At 71.5% G+C, this 17,874-nt stretch carries 16 protein-coding genes; 8 read left to right on the plus strand and 8 right to left on the minus strand.

The window, feature by feature from the left end:
• Positions 1 to 18: 18 nt before the first annotated feature.
• A complete protein-coding gene (locus ACH4FX_RS00095; protein ID WP_398473931.1) occupies positions 19 to 510 on the minus strand; it encodes a hypothetical protein in 492 nt (163 codons plus the stop codon).
• A gap of 597 nt (positions 511 to 1,107) precedes the next feature.
• Between ACH4FX_RS00095 and ACH4FX_RS00100 the strand changes: the two genes are divergently transcribed.
• Both ACH4FX_RS00100 and ACH4FX_RS00105 read left to right on the plus strand, forming a co-directional pair.
• Positions 1,108 to 1,914, plus strand: a complete 807-nt coding sequence (locus ACH4FX_RS00100; protein WP_398473932.1) for a serine protease — start codon at positions 1,108 to 1,110, stop codon at positions 1,912 to 1,914.
• A 379-nt stretch (positions 1,915 to 2,293) separates the two neighbouring features.
• A complete protein-coding gene (locus ACH4FX_RS00105) occupies positions 2,294 to 3,052 on the plus strand; it encodes a S1 family peptidase (RefSeq protein WP_398473933.1) in 759 nt (252 codons plus the stop codon).
• A gap of 180 nt (positions 3,053 to 3,232) precedes the next feature.
• On the opposite strand, the gene ACH4FX_RS00110 is transcribed toward ACH4FX_RS00105, so the two are convergent.
• Together ACH4FX_RS00110 and ACH4FX_RS00115 are read right to left on the minus strand one after the other, a co-directional pair.
• Positions 3,233 to 3,427 carry a DUF397 domain-containing protein gene (locus tag ACH4FX_RS00110; protein ID WP_398473934.1) on the minus strand — a complete coding sequence of 65 codons (195 nt, stop codon included), beginning with the start codon at positions 3,425 to 3,427 and terminating at the stop codon, positions 3,233 to 3,235.
• Between the two features lie 10 nt (positions 3,428 to 3,437).
• A complete protein-coding gene (locus ACH4FX_RS00115) occupies positions 3,438 to 4,289 on the minus strand; it encodes a helix-turn-helix domain-containing protein (RefSeq protein ID WP_398473935.1) in 852 nt (283 codons plus the stop codon).
• Positions 4,290 to 4,453: 164 nt separating this feature from the next.
• Here ACH4FX_RS00115 and ACH4FX_RS00120 point away from each other — a divergent pair, with 164 nt between their 5' ends.
• A complete protein-coding gene (locus tag ACH4FX_RS00120; protein ID WP_398473936.1) occupies positions 4,454 to 4,903 on the plus strand; it encodes an ATP-binding protein in 450 nt (149 codons plus the stop codon).
• A 57-nt stretch (positions 4,904 to 4,960) separates the two neighbouring features.
• Here ACH4FX_RS00120 and ACH4FX_RS00125 read toward each other — a convergent pair whose 3' ends face one another.
• From ACH4FX_RS00125 to ACH4FX_RS00135, 3 genes are all read right to left on the minus strand, one after another.
• On the minus strand, positions 4,961 to 5,689 hold the full coding sequence (locus ACH4FX_RS00125; RefSeq protein WP_398473937.1) for a DUF4328 domain-containing protein: 729 nt from the start codon (positions 5,687 to 5,689) through the stop codon (positions 4,961 to 4,963).
• Positions 5,690 to 5,874: 185 nt separating this feature from the next.
• Complete coding sequence (gene bla, locus ACH4FX_RS00130; RefSeq protein WP_398473938.1) at positions 5,875 to 6,804, minus strand: class A beta-lactamase; 930 nt, start codon at positions 6,802 to 6,804, stop codon at positions 5,875 to 5,877.
• 130 nt (positions 6,805 to 6,934) lie between these two features.
• Positions 6,935 to 7,666, minus strand: a complete 732-nt coding sequence (locus tag ACH4FX_RS00135; RefSeq protein WP_398473939.1) for a DUF4232 domain-containing protein — start codon at positions 7,664 to 7,666, stop codon at positions 6,935 to 6,937.
• Positions 7,667 to 8,048: 382 nt separating this feature from the next.
• Between ACH4FX_RS00135 and ACH4FX_RS00140 the strand changes: the two genes are divergently transcribed.
• Positions 8,049 to 9,518, plus strand: coding sequence for a helix-turn-helix domain-containing protein (locus tag ACH4FX_RS00140; protein ID WP_398473940.1), 1,470 nt, complete (start codon positions 8,049 to 8,051; stop codon positions 9,516 to 9,518).
• A 75-nt stretch (positions 9,519 to 9,593) separates the two neighbouring features.
• Here ACH4FX_RS00140 and argS read toward each other — a convergent pair whose 3' ends face one another.
• Positions 9,594 to 11,375 (minus strand): arginine--tRNA ligase, encoded by a 1,782-nt coding sequence (argS, locus tag ACH4FX_RS00145; protein ID WP_398473941.1) that lies wholly within the window; start codon positions 11,373 to 11,375, stop codon positions 9,594 to 9,596.
• A 155-nt stretch (positions 11,376 to 11,530) separates the two neighbouring features.
• On the opposite strand from argS, the gene lysS reads away from it, so the two are divergent.
• From lysS to ACH4FX_RS00165, 4 genes are all read left to right on the plus strand, one after another.
• Complete coding sequence (lysS, locus tag ACH4FX_RS00150) at positions 11,531 to 13,279, plus strand: lysine--tRNA ligase (RefSeq protein WP_398473942.1); 1,749 nt, start codon at positions 11,531 to 11,533, stop codon at positions 13,277 to 13,279.
• A 129-nt stretch (positions 13,280 to 13,408) separates the two neighbouring features.
• The gene (locus ACH4FX_RS00155; RefSeq protein WP_398473943.1) at positions 13,409 to 13,630 is read left to right on the plus strand and encodes a hypothetical protein; all 222 of its coding nucleotides are present in this window, start codon (positions 13,409 to 13,411) and stop codon (positions 13,628 to 13,630) included.
• A gap of 100 nt (positions 13,631 to 13,730) precedes the next feature.
• Positions 13,731 to 14,492 (plus strand): HAD family hydrolase, encoded by a 762-nt coding sequence (locus ACH4FX_RS00160; protein ID WP_398473944.1) that lies wholly within the window; start codon positions 13,731 to 13,733, stop codon positions 14,490 to 14,492.
• On the plus strand, positions 14,489 to 16,834 hold the full coding sequence (locus ACH4FX_RS00165) for a glycoside hydrolase family 65 protein (RefSeq protein WP_398473945.1): 2,346 nt from the start codon (positions 14,489 to 14,491) through the stop codon (positions 16,832 to 16,834). The genes ACH4FX_RS00160 and ACH4FX_RS00165 overlap by 4 nt, the downstream gene beginning before the upstream one ends.
• A 152-nt stretch (positions 16,835 to 16,986) precedes the next feature.
• Here the strand turns inward: ACH4FX_RS00165 and ACH4FX_RS00170 are convergent, their stop codons facing one another.
• The gene (locus ACH4FX_RS00170) at positions 16,987 to 17,706 is read right to left on the minus strand and encodes a DUF3558 domain-containing protein (RefSeq protein ID WP_398473946.1); all 720 of its coding nucleotides are present in this window, start codon (positions 17,704 to 17,706) and stop codon (positions 16,987 to 16,989) included.
• Positions 17,707 to 17,874 lie beyond the last annotated feature (168 nt).

The raw sequence follows: 17,874 nt of genomic DNA on the forward strand, positions 1-17,874 counted from the left end.
GACGGCCCGTGGGCCGCGTCAGCGCAGATCGAAGCTGACCGAGCTGGCCTTGTCGTTCATGGCGTCGCCGATGTACGGGACGTACCCGTGGTACGTCTGCTTGGCGCCGCGGAAGTCGGCGTGCTCCCAGAGCGTGATCGGGCAGGTCACGCCCTCGACGGAGCTGATGTTGTCGTTGAAGTCCCACTTGCTGAGGGCGTTGAACTCGGGATAGCGCCAGCCGCAGCCGACGCTGCCGCGCAGTGCCAGCTCACGGCCGCCGGAGTTGGCGTCGGTCCACATCTTGCCGAGGACCTTGTAGTCGGCGCGGGTGCCGCCGAAGCGGGCGGCCTGGGCCCTGGTGTCGAAGCACCCGCCCTGGCCGGTGTCGACGATGTAGGTGCAGTACTTGCCCTGCGTGGCGGTGGTGTGCTGTGGGGCGGCGGCGGCGGTGGCGGGGGCGACGGCCGTGGCGGTGGCGGCGAGGGCGAGGGCCGCGACGGCCAGCGCGGGTCTGAGGACGGGCTTCATGGCTCTCCTTGGAGCTCGGGACAGGGGTGGCGCATGTCGGTTGTGTCGTACCTGTCGGGTGTGTCGTACATGCGAGGTGTAGCCAATCAGGACCGGCGGGTGGTCCGGCAGGGCCAAAACCGCTCAACGTCAACGGGTCCGGCGGGGTGCCGGGTTGGCCGGTACCGCCCTTTGCCGGGGCTGCCGGCGGGGCCGTCCGAGGCTTCCGGCCGGTGCGGCGGCCCGGCGGCAGGGCATCGGCCAGTGCGCATGCGGGTGCGCGGCTTCGGTGCCGGGGGAGGGGGCCGGAATGGCGGTGACCGGCGCGGGTGGAATCCGGGCGGCTGGTTCCGTGCTGTGAGAGCGCTCCCGGCCAGTGTGGCGCCCGATTGCGCCACGCCTCTCAACTGGCGCCCCACCGAAGGCGGTTGGCCGGTTCAGTGACTTGTGCACCCTTCGTGGCGTCCGCATAATCGCAACGCTCTGCCGCGTCGTGGTGCCCCTTTCCCCACGTACTTCCCGTTCCGGTGGGCACTGCGGCGGTGTGCTTGGCATGAGCCGGTCAATCGCTGTCCGGCGGTGGCCGCCGGCGTACCACCCCCTCGGAGAGGAAGTCCGTTGACCCGTTCCGTGAGATTCCTGAAGAGATCCGTTGCCCTCGGGGCGGTCGCCCTGGCGGCCCTGTCGCTCCAGCCCGGCGCGGCGAGCGCGGCCACCGAGCCGGCGCCCTCGGGCAGCACACCCGGTACGAAGGTCGTCGGCGGCGTGCCCGCCGCGCAGGGCGAGTTCCCGTTCATGGTGCGGCTGTCCATGGGCTGCGGCGGCGCGCTCTACCGCCAGGACGTCGTGCTCACCGCCGCGCACTGCGTGGACGGCAGCGGCAACAACACCTCCATCACCGCCACCGCGGGCGTCGTGGACCTGCAGAGCTCCAGCGCGATCAAGGTGCGGTCCACCAAGGTGCTCCAGGCGCCCGGCTACAACGGCTCGGGCAAGGACTGGGCGCTGATCAAGCTCGCCCGGCCGATCAACCTGCCCACCCTGCGCACCACCACGGACGGCCGCTACGACCAGGGCGACTTCGTCGTGGCCGGGTGGGGCGCCACCCGGGAGGGCGGCGCCCAGCAGCGGTACCTGCGCAAGGCGACGGTGCCGTTCGTCGACACCGCGACCTGCCGCCAGGCGTACGGCAGCGCGTACATACCCGGCGAGGAGATCTGCGCCGGGATCATGCGGACTGGCGGGGTGGACACCTGCCAGGGCGACTCCGGCGGCCCGATGTTCCGCAAGGACGACGCGGGCGCGTGGGTCCAGGTCGGCATCACCAGCTGGGGCGAGGGCTGCGCGCGGCCGGGCAAGCCGGGCGTCTACACACGGGTGAGCGCCTTCTCGCAGGCCATCGCGAAGGCGGCGGACCAGCTGTGACGCGCTGAGGCCGGTCGCGGGGCGCCGGTCGGAGGAAGGCGAACCGAGGACGGCGGGCGGGTCCGGGCGGGCAGGCGGGGTACGGGTGGTCGGAAGGTTTACCGCCCACCCGCCCGTACCGGCCCGACCCGCCCAGATACGGATACGTCGCCGTACTCGGGAAGTTGGCCTGTTTCAGAACCTTGTGCGTCTTTGGTGCGCGTCCACATAATCACAACGCTCCAGCACGTCGTGGCACTTCCGGCGCGGTTCCGCGCTGCGGTGGTGTCCCGGTGTGCTGTGCGTACGTGCTGGACACCGATGTGCCTCCGACGCGAGAGGGAAGTCCTTGAAGCGCTCCGCGAGATGTATCAAGCGATCCATAGCCGTTGGCGCCGCCGTGGCGGCGGCGGTTGCACTCCAGTCGGCCGACGGCGCCCAGGCCGCCCCGAACCCGTCGCCGCCCCCCGGCCAGTCGATCATCGGCGGGCCGCCCGCCAAGCAGGGCGAGTTCCCGTTCATGGTGCGGCTGTCCATGGGCTGCGGCGGCTCCCTCATCCGTGAGGACGTCGTGCTCACCGCCGCGCACTGCGTGGACGGCAGCGGCCCCAACACGTCCATCACCGTCACCGCGGGCGTCGTGGACCTCCAGAACCCCAAGGCCATCAAGGTGAAGTCCACCGAGGTCGCCCAGGCCCCCGGCTACAACGGCAAGGGCAAGGACTGGGCCCTGATCAAGCTGGCCGCGCCGATCAAGAACCAGGAGACGCTGCATCTCGCCGAGGACGACACGTTCGACCGCGGCACGTTCACGATCGCGGGCTGGGGCGCCAGCAGCGAGGGCGGCGCCCAGCAGCGCTACCTGCGCAAGGCCAGGGTGCCGTTCGTGAACACCGCCACCTGCAAGCAGGCGTACGGGGACGAGCTGACCCCGGGCGAGGAGATCTGCGCCGGCTTCATGGCGGAGGGCGGGGTGGACACCTGCCAGGGCGACTCCGGCGGCCCGATGTTCCGCCGTGACGAGGACGGCGACTGGGTCCAGGTCGGCATCACCAGCTGGGGCGAGGGCTGCGCGCGGCCGGGCAAGCCCGGCGTCTACACGAAGGTGAGCGCCTTCTCCGCGCAGATCGAAAAGGCCGCCGACAAGCTGATGAGCTGAGCGGACGCGTACCCGGGCCACGCGTGTGGGTGGCCCGGGTCGCGCATGCGCGCCCTTCGGCCGGGAGGACGCGGCGGGGGCGCTGCGGGACTGCGCGTTCTTCTACAAGGAGTTGGGGGCTCGCACCGCTCCTGCGGAGAGTCCGTGCGGGACGTGACCGTGTGGCGGGTGCGGCAGGGGTCAGGCGTCCGGGGTGAGGGTGTCGCGCTTGATGGCACCTATGAGGAAGCCGAGGTGGGTCTGGCTGGTGGTGAGTACGGTGTGGGGGGTCTCGCTCTCCCGGATACGTATGGTGTGGTCGGGGGATGCGGCGACGTTCAGGCAGTTGTTTCCTTCTGCGCAGTACGAGGATTTCTGCCAGTTGGGCGCGGACACGGGCTGCCTTTCAGAGGTCTCGGGCGATGGCGTGAATAAAATTCTGTGACGCCTCTGGGCTGAGCGACAATGCATGAAGACGGTCGAGGACCGTGCGGTACTTGGCGAGTTGGGCCTCGGTGTCGAGCAGTGTGGGGCCGTGCGATTGGTCGAGTTGCACGGTGTCGAGCTGCGGCACGGGGCCGTGTGCGTACAGCACAGTCTGTCCCGAACCTGGGTGGGCGCCCGCCGTGAAAGGGATGACGGCGATCGTGACGTTGTCCCGTTCACTCACTTCGAGCAGGTGCTTGAGCTGAGCCTTGGTGATGGCCGCGCCTCCGAACTGCATACGAAGGGCCGCTTCGTGAATGATGGCGGTGTACGGCACGGGGTCCTGCCGGTAAAGAACCGTCTGGCGTTTGATGCGCAGGGAGATGCGGTGCTCGATCTCCGGAGGGGGCAGTGCGGGAACGCCCTGTTGGAAGACGACGCGGGCGTGGTCGACGGTCTGGAGCAGTCCCGGCAGGCTTGAGGTTTGTGCTGTGCGCAGTTCGACGGCGTAGTGTTCGAGTTCGGCCAAGTCGAGCATGCCGGGTGGCAGGACGCCTCGATACTCCTCCCACCAGTGGCGGGTGCGGCCGCCGGTCATCGAGGCCAGGGCGTCGATGAGGGCTTCGTCCGCGCAGTCGTAGTTGCAGGCGAGTGTGCGCACGCGGTCCGCGCTGATGGGCACGCGGCCGGTCTCGATGTTGCTTATGCGGGCCTGGTTGCCCCCGAGCAGTGCGCCCGCCACGGTCGCGGTCATGCCGGACTTCTCGCGCAGCTTCCGGAGTTCCGCCCCGAGGCGTCGCTGCCGCGCCGTCGGGTGTGTCCTCGCGGCCATGTGCCCCTCTCTTCGCCCGCGATCAGTCTGCCGTGGGCAACGCCATCACACCAGGACGATGGATTCTAGTGATTCGGTGGAATCTATCCATCCGTAGACGCTATGGTGTGTGTCGCGTCACTCACACAGTGGCGCCAACTGCGCATCCGCAACGGAGGCGTCGTATGTCCGGTGGCTGGGAGTACGCGTTCGAGATGTCCGACCACCCCCGTGCTCCGCGCGTCGCGCGGCGGGTGGTGCGGCTGGTGCTGGAAGAGCACGGGGAGACGGAACTGGCCGACGGGGCGGAGCTGCTGGCGTCGGAGCTGATCGCCAACTCGCACCGGTACGCGCAGGGGCCCGCCAACGTGCGGGTGAAGCGGATCGGGGCGCGCCTGCGCGTCAGCGTGTGGGACGGGAATCCGGAGCTGCCGATCTTCGGGGCGGCGGCGGTGGCCGGACCGGCGGCCGAGGCCGGGCGGGGGCTGGGGCTGGTCAGGCTGTGTGCCGAGAGCTTCGGCGGATTCGCCTACGGGTCGGGGGCGTTGGGGTCGGGGGGAGGCAAGGTGATGTGGTTCGAGTTGGGGGAGGAGGGGCCGCTGTGGAGCGGCGGAGGCGGGTGCGCGCTCGGGTGAGGGAGGCGGTCGCCGTACCGGTGAGGAGGGGCCGGCCCTGGGGGAGGGCCGGCAAGGTCAGACGGGGGTGGACGGGGCGGGGCCCGTCGGCGTGAATGCGTACGGGGCGGCGGGAAGCTGCTGCATACGCGTCAGCTTGCGGACGAAAAGGATGGCGAGGACGGCGGCGGCGATGTCCAGGAGGTCGGACAGGGCGACGACCGTCACGGCCTGGCGGATGGCGTCCGGCAGTTCGGCCCTCTTGTAGAGGGTGTTGCCGGTCCGGCCGACGATCAGCGACACGACCCACAGCGTCCACCAGGCCCGTACCGGCGCGGCCGAGACCGTACGCCGGGAACCGTCGGGCGCCGACTGGGCGCTCGCCTGCCAGGTCTCCTTGGCGACGCGGAACGGCAGCCACAGGTTGCCGATCGGTACGAACCAGGAGCCGATGGCCCACCCGCGGCCCAGGGTGCACACATCCCGGGTGTAGTGCTCGGCGTTCACCCGCGAGCGGTGGAACCAGATGATGAACACGACGGCGGTGGCGAGGAGGGCGGTGCCCTGAAGGACGGCGGCGAGCCCGTACAGCGCGTCGGCCCGTTCGGCCTTCTGCTCGGTCGCGGTCGCCAGATCACCGAGCAGCGCCCGGATGTTGAGGTCGGCGCCGACGGCGAGGAGGTCGGTGGCGATGACCACGTACAGCAGCGTGGTGACGGCGGTGGCGAGGCCCTTGGTGGGGCGGAGTGCCGGACCGCCGGTGGGCGGGAAACCGTCGTACGGAGGGCCGACGGGTATGTGAGACATGGCTGAGTAACTCTCCTGAACAGGGAAATGCCCGCCCTCAGGCGGAAGGAGAGGAATTTACGGGATGGCGTGTGCCCCGGCAAATGGTTTCGGGATGCGGCCCCGGCGAGCGGCCTTTTGACCGACTGCCCCGGCCGAAGGTGACGGCCGGGGCAGCGGGCGGCTGGTGGGGAGGGCGGAGCGGTTCAGGCCCGGCCGACCGCCTCGGCCATCACGGTGGCGGTTTCGATGACCAGGGGGGTGTCGCCCGAGGCGTTGGGGAGCGTCGGCTTGTGGGTGAAGAGGGCGAGGACGATCGGGGTGCCGCCCGGGGTCCAGGCGATGCCCACGTCGTTGCTCGTCCCGTACGTGCTGCCGCCGCCGGACTTGTCCGCCACCTTCCAGTCCTTCGGCAGGCCCTTGCGGAAGCGCTCGACGCTGGTGGTGTTGCGCAGCAGCCAGTCCGTCAGCAGCGCGCGGTCGGGGCCGTCCAGGGCGTCGCCGAGGACGAGCCGCCGGTAGGTGCGGGCGATGGCGTACGGCGTGGTGGTGTCCGTACGGCGGCCGGGCTCGGCGGAGTTCAGCTCCGGCTCCCAGCGGTCGAGCCGGGTGACCGGGTCACCGACGGAGCGGCAGAAGCGGGTGACGGCGGTCGGACCGCCGAGCTCGTGCAGGAGCAGGTTGGCGGCGCAGTTGTCGCTGAAGCGGATCGTCGCGTCGCACAGCTCCCGTATGGTCATGCCCGTGCCGATGTGGTCCTTCGTGATGGGCACGTGCCCGGCCTTCTGCACGTCGTCCGCGGTGTAGTGGATGCGGCGGGACAGCTCGGTGCCGTCCTGGTCGAGGTCGCGCAGGACGGCCGCCACGGCGAGCGTCTTGAAGACGGAGCAGATCGGGAACCGCTCGTGCGCGCGGTGGAGCAGGGACGCGCCGGTGGCGAGGTTGAGGGCGAAGACGCCGACTCTGGCCTCGTGTTCCCGCTCCAGCTCCCGCAGGCGGCGGGTGGCGGCGGGGGCCGCGGAGGTGCCGGCCGGGGCCGCGCTCGCCGTCGTGGTGCCGAGGGCGAGCGCGCCGCCGAGGCCGAGGCCGGCACCGAGCAGCGTCCGCCGGGTGAGCGGTGACGTGGACTTGCGCATGGTGTGTCCTTTCCGCGGTTCCCCGGGGCTCCGGTTTCCCGGTTCCCCGGGTGGCTGTTGCTGGTGGGGACGTTGGGGACAGAGGGGCGGTTGCGCAAGCCGTGTGGTGGCGTGGGGCGTGGGGTGACGCTCAGAGGGCGTCGTTCAGTTCGCTCTGCCAGTACGTCACCTCGGCGGAGTCGTCGATGTACGTGCCCTTCGGGAGTACGGGCCGGGCCGGGCGGTCGCCGTAACCGCCGTCCCGGTTCGCGAAGAAGACCTGGAGGCGGTGCACCGTCTTTCCGCCGTCGGCCTCCCCGGTGGCGTCGGAGGTGCGTACGGCCGCGTACGCGGACTCGCCCGGCTCGACGGACACCACGGCCTGCGGCCGGCTGTTCTGATCGACCGCGGTGGGCGCCTGGGCGTCGTCGAAGCGGAGGGCCGGGTAGTGGTACGCGTCGCAGCGGGCCGAGCCGGTGTTGGTGAGGGTGAGCAGCAGGTGGTTGATGGGGCGGCTGAGCTTGGAGACGGTCACCTTGGTGTTGGCCGCGGTGCAGGTGGTGGACTTTCCGCCCGGCGCGGTGTCGTGCTTGCCCGCGGCGCCGGACTTGGCCGGGGTGGCGTGCGAGCCCTGGCCGCCCTGCGCGCCCGACCCCGAGGGGGACTTCCCCGACGGGCCCGTACCGCCCGGGCTGTCCGCACCGCCCTGGGAGGCGGACCCGGCCGAGGCGTCCGGCCCGGCCGAGGCCGCGGGCCGCTCGGCGCCGGCGGCCTTCTTGCCGTCCTCGCCACCGCCGCACGCGGTCAGCGAGAGGGCGGCGGCGACGGCCGCGGCGGAGGCGGCGACACGGGCGGTACGGGTGGTGAAGAGACGTGAACGCATGGGTGGTGCTCCCAGGGTGGTGGTGACGGATGAACGGTGGGTCAGGCGGGACAGGACTAGGCAGGAGAGTCAGGCGGGTCAGGTGAGACGGGTGCGGTCAGGTGGCGTGGAGGACGGCCGTGATGACGGCGACACAGACGGCGAGTACGCCCAGTGCCGCGAGATCGGCCGGTTCGAGAGGACAGCGGAAACGGGTCCGCACGGTTGCTCCCCGGTAAGGCCCTGGTCAGGGCGTCGTCGGTGGTCACAGCCTGGGTGACGGTCCGTCCCGGGCACAACGGCCGTCCGGACATCCGGGACGCTGGAACGAATACGCGTACGCTGACCTGGGGAAACGGGGGTCCCTGGAACGCGGTTCCGGGACGAGGTCAGGAGGGGAACGGTGGGCACGGCTCCCGGCACGGAGGGTTTCGCGGCGCTGCTGCGCACGCTGAAGACGAGATCAGGGCTGAGTTACGGCGCCCTGGCCAAACGCCTGCACATGAGCACGTCCACGCTGCACCGCTACTGCAACGGTGACGCGGTGCCGACGGATTACGCGCCCGTGGAGCGGCTGGCCCGGGTGTGCGGCGCGCAGTCGGAGGAACTGGTCGAGCTGCACCGCCGGTGGATCCTGGCGGACGCGGCACGGGGGCGGCGGGGAGCGGAGGAGCCCGGTACGGCGGGGGCCGCTACGGCGGCGGCTGCTTCGAAGGAGCCCGCGCCGGACAATCCCGTACCGGAGAAGGCCGTACCGGTGGAGCCCGCCCCGGAGAAGGCAGTACCAGAGGAGGCCGTACCGGTCGAGCCCACGCCGGAGCCCGTACCCGGCGCCGAGACAGCGACGGACGCTCCTTCCGGGGCCGCACCCGCACCCGAGTCCGCCCCCGAGTCCGCCCCCGCCCCAACCCCGGTGGCCACCCCCGCCCACCCCACTCGCCCCAAACTGCGCCTCGCCCTCGCCGCTGCCGCCGTCGTCGCGCTGGCCGTGCCCGTCGTCGTCCTCGGCACCACGTCCTCCTCCGGGCCGGACCGTACGAGACCGGCCGATGCCCAGGTGGCCGACCGTGCGGCCGGTGGGCGCGGGCCGGTCCCGGACGGCGGTGCCTCCGCAATGCCGTCCGCGTCCGCCTCCGGAGCGACCGGCACGCCGGCGCCGGACCGCACGCCGGCCGCCCCGGCCCCGTCCGGTGACGCCAAGCCCTCCGGCGAGGGCAAGGGCGAGGCGGGCGGCAGCAGCGGCCGGACCAGCGGCACCCCGCTGACCGTCGATGTCCGTACGAACAACTGGGACGATCCCTGCGACCGCTGGTACATGCTCGACAAGCCGCCCACCGAGGTACCGCCGCCGCCTTCGGGGCCGGACGCGCGCGGCTGGGCGAACGCGCTGGGCGCGGTCCCCGGCGGGCACCTCAGGGTTTCGCTGGCCGTGCAGGGCACCGGCGACGAGGCCGTCGTCCTGCACTCGCTGACCGTACGCACCACCGCGCGCACGGCGTCGGCGGCCGGATCGGCGTACTCCATGGGCAACGGCTGCGGCGGCGGGCTCACCCCGGCCTCGTTCGACGTCGGCCTGGACGCGGCGCAGCCGCGGACGCGGCCGGTGGCCGGGGAGCAGGGGGACCGGAAGATCCCGGCGACCGACTTCCCGTTCAAGGTCTCGGCGTCCGACCCGCAGATGCTGTACGTCGACGCGCACGCGGCGGCGAACGACGTCAGCTGGTACCTGGAGCTGGAGTGGAGCAGCGGCGGCCGGCGCGGCACGCTGCGCCTCGACGATCACGGCAGACCGTTCCGCACCAGCGCGATGAAGGGCCGCCCGGCCTACCTCTACCGGTACGACCAGAACGTCTGGGAGCCCACCGGGAACTGACGGCGGGCAACGGGAAGGCCCCGCCGGAGCCGCGGAGCTCCGGCGGGGCCTTCTGACGTCCGGGCCGGGCGGGCGTCAGAGCCGCTCGGGCGTCCGGATGCCCAGCAGCGCCATGCCGCGGTGCAGTGTGCGCGCCGTCAGGTCGCACAGGAACAGGCGGTTCTCGACCTGCTCGCTGCCGCCCTCGGCCTTCAGGACCGGGCACTGGTCGTAGAAGGTCGTGTAGAGAGAGGCGAGCTGGTAGAGGTACGCGGCGAGCTTGTGCGGCTCGTGGCCGGCCGCCGCCTCGTGCACGGTCTCCGCGAACTGGTCCAGGTGCAGGCCCAGCGCGCGCTCGGGCCCGGCCAGCGCCAGCTCCGGGTGGGCCTTGGGGGCGGCCGTGTCCCCGGCCTTGCGCAGGATGGACTGGATACGGGCGTACGCGTACTGGAGGTACACGCTGGTGTCGCCGTTGAGCGAGACCATCTGGTCCAGGTCGAACTTGTAGTCGCGGGCGGCCGAGGTGGACAGGTCCGCGTACTTCACGGCGCCGATGCCGACGTGGGCGCCGTTCTCGACGATCTCCGCCTCGGACAGGCCGATCTTCTCGCTCTTCTCGCGGACCACGGCGGTCGCCCGCTCCACCGCCTCGTCGAGCAGGTCCACCAGCCGCACCGTCTCGCCCTCACGGGTCTTGAACGGCTTGCCGTCCTTGCCGAGGACGGTGCCGAAGGCGAGCTGTACGGCCTGCACGTCCGCGCCCAGCCAGCCGGCCCGGCGGGCGGTCTCGAAGACCATCTTGAAGTGCAGCGACTGGCGGGCGTCGACCACGTACAGCAGGGTGGTCGCGCCGAGGTTGCCGACCCGGTCGCGGATGGCGGACAGGTCGGTGGCCGCGTAGCCGTAGCCGCCGTCGGACTTCTTGACGATCAGCGGGGTCGGGTTGCCGTCCGGGCCCTTGACGTCGTCGAAGAAGACGCAGAGCGCGCCGTCGGAGCGGACCGCGACACCGGACTCCTCCAGCAGCCGGCAGGTCTCCTCCAGCATGGCGTTGTAGCCGGACTCGCCGACCACGTCCGCGTCCCGGATCTCCATGTCCAGCTTGTCGAAGACCGAGTAGAAGTAGACCTTCGACTCGTCGACGAAGCGCTGCCACAGGGCGAGCGTCTGCGCGTCGCCGGCCTGGAGGTCCACGACGCGGCGGCGGGCGCGGTCCTTGAACTCCTCGTCGGAGTCGAACAGGGCGCGGGACGCCTTGTAGAGGCGGTTGAGGTTGGACATGGCCTCTTCGCCGGAGACCTCGGCGGAGGTGTCATCGCTCTTGTGGTCCAGCTCGTGCGGGTGCTCGATCAGGTACTGGATGAGCATGCCGAACTGGGTGCCCCAGTCGCCGATGTGGTGGCGGCGGACCACCTTCTCGCCGGTGAACTCCAGGATCTCGACCATCGCGGCGCCGATCACGGCGGAGCGCAGGTGGCCGACGTGCATCTCCTTGGCGACGTTCGGCTGCGCGTAGTCGATCACCGTGGTGCCCGCGGTCTCGGCGTACGGCACGCCGAGGCGGTCGTCGGCGGCGCGGGCGGCCAGCGTCCGGACGATCGCCTCGTCGGAGACGGTGATGTTCAAAAAGCCGGGGCCGGAGACCTCGATCTCCTTGATCACGTCGCCGGCGGCGAGCTGCCCGACGACCTGGGAGGCCAGCTCGCGCGGGTTGCCCTTGAGCTTCTTGGCCAGCGCCAGCATGCCGTTGGCCTGGAAGTCGGCCCGGTCGCTTCGTCGCAGCAGCGGGTCGGCGGCACCGGCCTCCGGCAGGGCTGCCGAGAGGGCGTCCGCGACGCGCTGGTTGACCGTGGCTGCGAGGGAAGGGACCGAAGTCATGGAATGAAGGCCGTTCCGTTGAAGTGGAAAGGGTTTGCCGACGAGTATCCCACGGCGGTTCCATCGGTTTTCCACAGGGAAAATCCGGCCGCGGCTCCGTCTGGGAGAATGGGGCCGTCAGGCACGTCGAGTGGTGAGAAGAGGAAGGGCCGATCGTGGCTCAGCAGAGCACCGAGACCGACTGGGTCTCCAGGTTCGCGGACGAGGTCATTGCCGAGGCGGAGCGCCGCGCCCCCGGCAAACCGATCGTCTGCGCCTCGGGCCTGTCCCCTTCCGGCCCGATCCACCTCGGCAACCTCCGCGAGGTCATGACCCCGCACCTGGTCGCCGACGAGATCCGGCGCCGCGGCCATGAGTGTGTCCACATCATCTCCTGGGACGACTACGACCGGTACCGGAAGGTCCCGGCGGGCGTCGCGGGCATCGACGAGTCGTGGGCCGAGCACATCGGCAAGCCGCTGACCTCGGTCCCGGCCCCGGCCGGCTCCGCGTATCCGAACTGGGCCGAGCACTTCAAGGCCGCCATGGAGGAGGCGCTGGCCGAGCTGGGTGTGGAGTACCGCGGCATCAGCCAGACCGCGCAGTACACCTCCGGCGCGTACCGCGAGCAGATCCTGCACGCGATGAAGCACCGCGCCGAGATCGACGCCGTCCTGGACCGCTACCGCACCAAGGACAAGGCGACCGGCGAGCCGAAGAAGAAGCAGGTCCAGAAGCAGCAGAAGCCGGTCGACGAGGCCGAGCTGGCGGCGGCGGAGGGCTCCGGCGCGGCCGGCGAGGACGACGGCAGCGCGGCCGGCGGGGAGTACTTCCCGTACAAGCCGTACTGCACCGCCTGCGCCAAGGACCTGACCCAGGTCACCTCGTACGACGACGAGACCACCGAGCTGGCCTACACCTGCACCGCCTGCGGCCACGCCGAGACCGTGCTCCTGAAGGAGTTCGACCACGGCAAGCTGGTCTGGAAGGTCGACTGGCCGATGCGCTGGGCGTACGAGGGCGTGATCTTCGAGCCGTCCGGTGTGGACCACTCCTCGCCGGGGTCGTCGTTCGTGGTCGGCGGGCAGATCGTGCGCGAGGTCTTCGGCGGCGCGCAGCCCATCGGCCCGATGTACGCCTTCGTGGGCATCAGCGGCATGGCCAAGATGTCCTCCTCCAAGGGCGGCGTGCCGACCCCGGGCGACGCGCTGAAGATCATGGAGGCGCCGCTGCTGCGCTGGCTGTACGCGCGCCGCAAGCCCAACCAGGCGTTCAAGATCGCCTTCGACCAGGAGATCCAGCGGCTCTACGACGAGTGGGACAAGCTGGAGTCGAAGGTCGCCGACGGCTCGGTGCTGCCCGCCGACGCGGCCGCGCACTCCCGCGCGGTGCGCACGGCCGCCGGTGAGCTGCCCCGCACCCCGCGCCCGCTGCCGTACCGCACGCTGGCCTCGGTCGTGGACATCACCGGCGGGCACGACGAGCAGACCCTGCGCATCCTCGGCGAGCTGGACCCGGCCAACCCGGTCACGTCCCTGGACGAGACCCGCCCCCGGCTGGACCGCGCGGAGTACTGGATCAACACCCAGGTCCCGGCCGACCAGCGCACGATCGTGCGCGAGGAGCCGGACACCGAGCTGCTCGGCTCGCTGGACGAGCAGGGCCGCGAGTCGCTGCGCCTGCTGCTGGACGGGCTGGACGAGCACTGGTCGCTGGACGGTCTGACCACGCTCGTCTACGGCGTACCGAAGATCCAGGCCGGGTTGACGCCGGACGCCAAGCCGACGCCGGAGCTGAAGGTGGCGCAGCGCGCGTTCTTCGCGCTGCTCTACAACCTGCTGGTCGGGCGCGACACCGGCCCGCGGCTGCCCACGCTGCTGCTCGCGGTCGGCGCGGACCGGGTGCGCAAGCTGCTGGGGGCGTGAGCGCCGGTACGTCCGGCGGCTCGCGCGTACGGGTATGAGGCCCGGCCCGCGCGGCTGCCACTTTCGAACGAGGTCCGGTTCGGCCCCGGGGACGACGATCCCCGGGGCCGCTCGCGTGAGGCTGGAACCATGCGAGAAATCATCCAAGTCCTCGGAATCATCGTCCTGATCCAGGGGGCCATGGGCGCCCTCGGCCGGATCTTCACGGACAGCACGGGCTGGGGCATCCTGCCGCACTGGTTCGACCTGCCGACGGTCGCGTACGCCGGTATGGCCGCAGCCGGCCTGGCCCTCTGCGTATGGGGGGAGGCGGGCAAGAAGCGCAGGAAGCGGGCGGGCGCGGGCGCGTAGCCGCCTGCCGCATCCGCCGTACCGGCCCGCCCGGCCGCGTTCCGGGCGGGAAACATCCGGAACAGACATACGAAGAACATTCGGCGGGGACTCGTCTCCCATGACGGATTCGCTGACCCCACTCGGCCTGCCGGACACGGTCCGGGCCTGTCTGTTCGACCTCGACGGCGTCCTGACCAAGACGGCCGTCGTCCACACGGCCGCCTGGAAGGAGACCTTCGACGACTTCCTGCGCCACCGGGACGGCCCCGGGTTCACCCCCTTCGACCCGGTCACCGACTACGACGAGTACGTGGACGGGCGCCCGCGCGCCGACGGCGTCCGGACCTTCATGGCCTCCCGCGGCATCGAGCTGCCGGAGGGCGGCCCCGACGACCCGCCGGACCGCGAGACCGTGCACGGGCTGGGCAACCGCAAGAACAACCTGCTGCTGAAGAAGCTCCGCGAGGTGGGCGCCGAGGCGTACGAGGGCTCCCGCCGCTACGTCCACGCCGTACGGGACCGGGGCCTGGCCACCGCCGTCGTCTCCTCCAGCGCCAACTGCCGCGAGGTCCTGGAGTCGGTGCACATGGCGAACCTCTTCGACGTACGCATCGACGGGAACGTGGCCGCCGAGCGGAAACTGCCGGGCAAACCGCACCCGGACACCTTCCTGGAGGCGGCCGGGGAGCTGGGCGTCCCCGCCGCGCAGGCGGCCGTCTACGAGGACGCGCTGGCCGGCATGGACGCCGGGCGGGCCGGCCGCTTCGGGTACGTCATCGGCGTCGACCGGGTCGGCCAGGCCGAGGCGCTGCGGCGGCACGGCGCCGACATCGTCGTCCAGGACCTCGCCGAGCTGCTGAAGGAGGACGGCCAGGCATGATCACCCACCGCTCGTACTCCTGCGAACCCTGGCTGCTGCGCGAGACCGACCTCAACCTGGACGTGCTGCCGCAGAGCGAGTCCGTCTTCGCGCTGTCCAACGGGCACATCGGCTGGCGCGGCAACCTGGACGAGGGCGAGCCGCACGGCCTGCCCGGCACCTACCTCAACGGCGTCCACGAGCTGCGCCCGCTGCCGTACGCCGAGGCCGGCTACGGCTATCCGGAAGCCGGGCAGACGATCATCAACGTCACCAACGGCAAGCTGATCCGGCTGCTGGTCAACGACGAACCGTTCGATCTGCGCTACGGGCGGCTGCGCCACCACGAACGGGTGCTGGACCTGCGCGCCGGGGTGCTGCGCCGGGTCTGCGAGTGGACCTCGCCGGCCGGCTGCACGGTACGGGTGACCTCCACCCGCCTGGTCTCCTTCACCCAGCGGGCCGTCGCCGCCGTCGCCTACGAGGTCGAGCCGCTGGACTCCGAGGTCCGGGTCGTGCTGCAGTCCGAACTCGTCACCAACGAGCAACTGCCCGAGGCCGGCGGCGACCCCCGGGTCTCCTCGGCCCTGCACAACCCGCTGGAGCCCGAGGAGCACTTCGCCCGCGACGCGCGCCTGCGGCTGATCCACTGCACCCGGCGCAGCGGCCTGCGGGTCGCCACCGCCGCCGACCACACCGTCGACGGGCCCGAGGGCACCACCACCGACGGCGAGAGCGGCGACGACGTGGCCCGCTTCACGGTCACCTCGCTGCTGCGGCAGGGCCAGCGGCTGCGCCTGGAGAAGACGGTGGCGTACGGCTGGTCCGGCGCGCGGTCGCTGCCCGCCGTGCGCGACCAGGTGGACGCCGCGCTCGCCGGGGCCCGCAGCATCGGCTGGCAGGGCCTGGCCGACCAGCAGCGCGCGTACCTCGACGACTTCTGGAACCGCGCGGACGTCGAGGTCGACGGGGACGCGGAGATCCAGCAGGCGGTGCGCTTCGCCCTCTTCCACGTCCTCCAGGCGGGCGCGCGGGCCGAGCAGCGCGCCATCCCGGCGAAGGGCCTGACCGGTTCCGGGTACGACGGCCACACGTTCTGGGACAGCGAGACGTTCGTCCTGCCGATGCTCACGTACACCTCGCCCGGCGCCGTCGCCGAAGCGCTGCGCTGGCGGCAGGACACCATGCCCGCCGCCTGTGAGCGGGCCACCCAACTCGGCCTGCGCGGCACGGCGTTCCCCTGGCGGACGATCGACGGTTCGGAGTGTTCCGCGTACTGGCCGGCCGGGACCGCCGCGTTCCACGTCAACGCCGACATCGCGGACGCGGTCGTGCGCTACGTGTGCGCCACCGGCGACGAGGAGTTCGAGCGGGAGACCGCCGTTCCGATCCTGGTGGAGACCGCCCGGCTGTGGCACTCCCTCGGCCATCACGACCACCACGGCACGTTCCACATCGACGGCGTCACCGGGCCCGACGAGTACAGCGCCATCGCGGACGACAACGTCTACACCAACCTGATGGCCCAGGCGAACCTGCGGGCCGCCGCCGACGTCGTCGAACGCCACCCGCGGGAGGCCGAGGCGCTGGGTGTGGACGACGAGGAGAGCGCGGCCTGGCGGGACGCGGCCGAGGCGGTCGCCGTACCGTACAACCGCACCTTGCGGGTGCACGAGCAGTCGGCGGGCTTCACCAACCACCAGGTCTGGGATTTCGCCGGCACGCGTCGCGACCAGTACCCGCTCATGCTGCACTTCCCGTACTTCGACCTGTACCGCAAGCAGGTCATCAAGCAGGCCGACCTGGTCCTGGCCATGTACAAGCGGGGCGACTGCTTCGACGAGGACCACAAGGCGCGCAACTTCGCCTACTACGAGCCGCTGACCGTGCGCGACTCCTCCCTCTCCGCCTGCTGCCAGGCCGTCATGGCCGCCGAGGTCGGCCATCTGGCCCTGGCCTACGACTACTTGGGCGAAGCGGCGCTGATGGACCTCCAGGACCTGGAGAACAACACCCGCGACGGCCTGCACACCGCCTCGCTCGCCGGTACGTGGATCGCCCTCGTCGCCGGGTTCGGCGGTATGCGCCACACGGGCCGGACGCTGTCCTTCGCGCCGCGCCTCCCCGAGAAGCTCAGCAGGCTGGCCTTCTCGGTACAGGTGCTGGGGCGGCGGCTCCGGGTGGAGATCACCGGCGCGGTGGCCACGTACACGCTGGCCGAAGGGGCGCCGCTGGAGATAAGGCACTACGGCGAACCGCTCACCGTCTCCGACAAGAGCCCCCAGAAGCGGGACATCCCCGCCCTGGCGGCCCGCCCGGAGCCGAGCCAGCCCCCGGGCCGCCGTCCGATGAGGCGCCACTGAGGCGGCGCGGCACGGGATGCCCGGCGGGCGTGGCCGTCACGATCCCGCTCGGTGGAGACGAAAGGATCGTGTCGGCCGCGCCCGTGGCCCCCGTCGCACCCTCTCACCGGCCTGTACGTCCGGTCCGCGCACGGCCGCCCCGCGCGGTGCGGCTACTGGTTGGCCTTGGCGACCGAGGTGACGGCTTCCTGGGCGGCGGTCTCGGCGGCCTTGAGCAGGTCGCTCGGGTCGGGGGCGTCGGCGCCGGCCAGGCCCGCGCCGTTGTAGTTGACGGTGACCACGACGTTCGCGGTGCGGGCGATCACCGTCTGGTTCTTGAAGTCGTTGTCCTCCTTCTTCAGGTCGTACGTGACCCACGCCGCCGCGTCGCCGGTGCCGTCGACCGTGCCGGTCTTGACGTTCTTGGCGTCCTGGGTGGCCTTGGCCGCGTCGACCTGCTTCGTGTAGAAGTCGGTGGCGCGCTTCTCGCCGGTGCCCAGGGTCGGGTCGGAGTCGTAGCGCTGGAAGCCGACGTCCAGCCAGCGGTACTGGGTGCCGTCCACGCCCTGGGAGTCGGAGCTGTTCCAGGCGCAGTAGCCGCGGGCCATGGCGTCGGAGGACTTGCCCTGCTCGCCGTTCTCGTTCTTGGTCTTGGGCACCAGCTTCTTGATCGTGTCCTTGGACACGGCCTGGCAGGGGTTGGGCAGCTTCTTCATCTTGGCGGGCGTGACGCTGGGCGAGGCGCTGCCGGCCTTGCTGGGTGAGGCGCTCTTCGACGCGCCACCGCCCGAGTCCTTCTTGCCGGAGTCGTCGGAGGAGCAGCCGGCGACGAGCATCACCGGTACGGCTGCGCAGGCGAGGAGGCTGGCGAGTCGCTTGGCTGAACGGTGCATGGTTCCTTCGCTGTTCGTCGTCGTTCGGCGCGCCGGTGGGACGCCGTCGGGCACCGCGTACGGACCTGGCGCGGTCCGGGCGCGGTACGTCCTTCGGGGCGCGCGGCGGCGCTGCCGCGCGCGGGGCTCGGGGGCACACGGTACGCGGCGAAGGGCGGCCGGAGGGCG

Source organism: Streptomyces sp. NPDC018019, assembly GCF_044327805.1.
Taxonomy (GTDB): domain Bacteria; phylum Actinomycetota; class Actinomycetes; order Streptomycetales; family Streptomycetaceae; genus Streptomyces.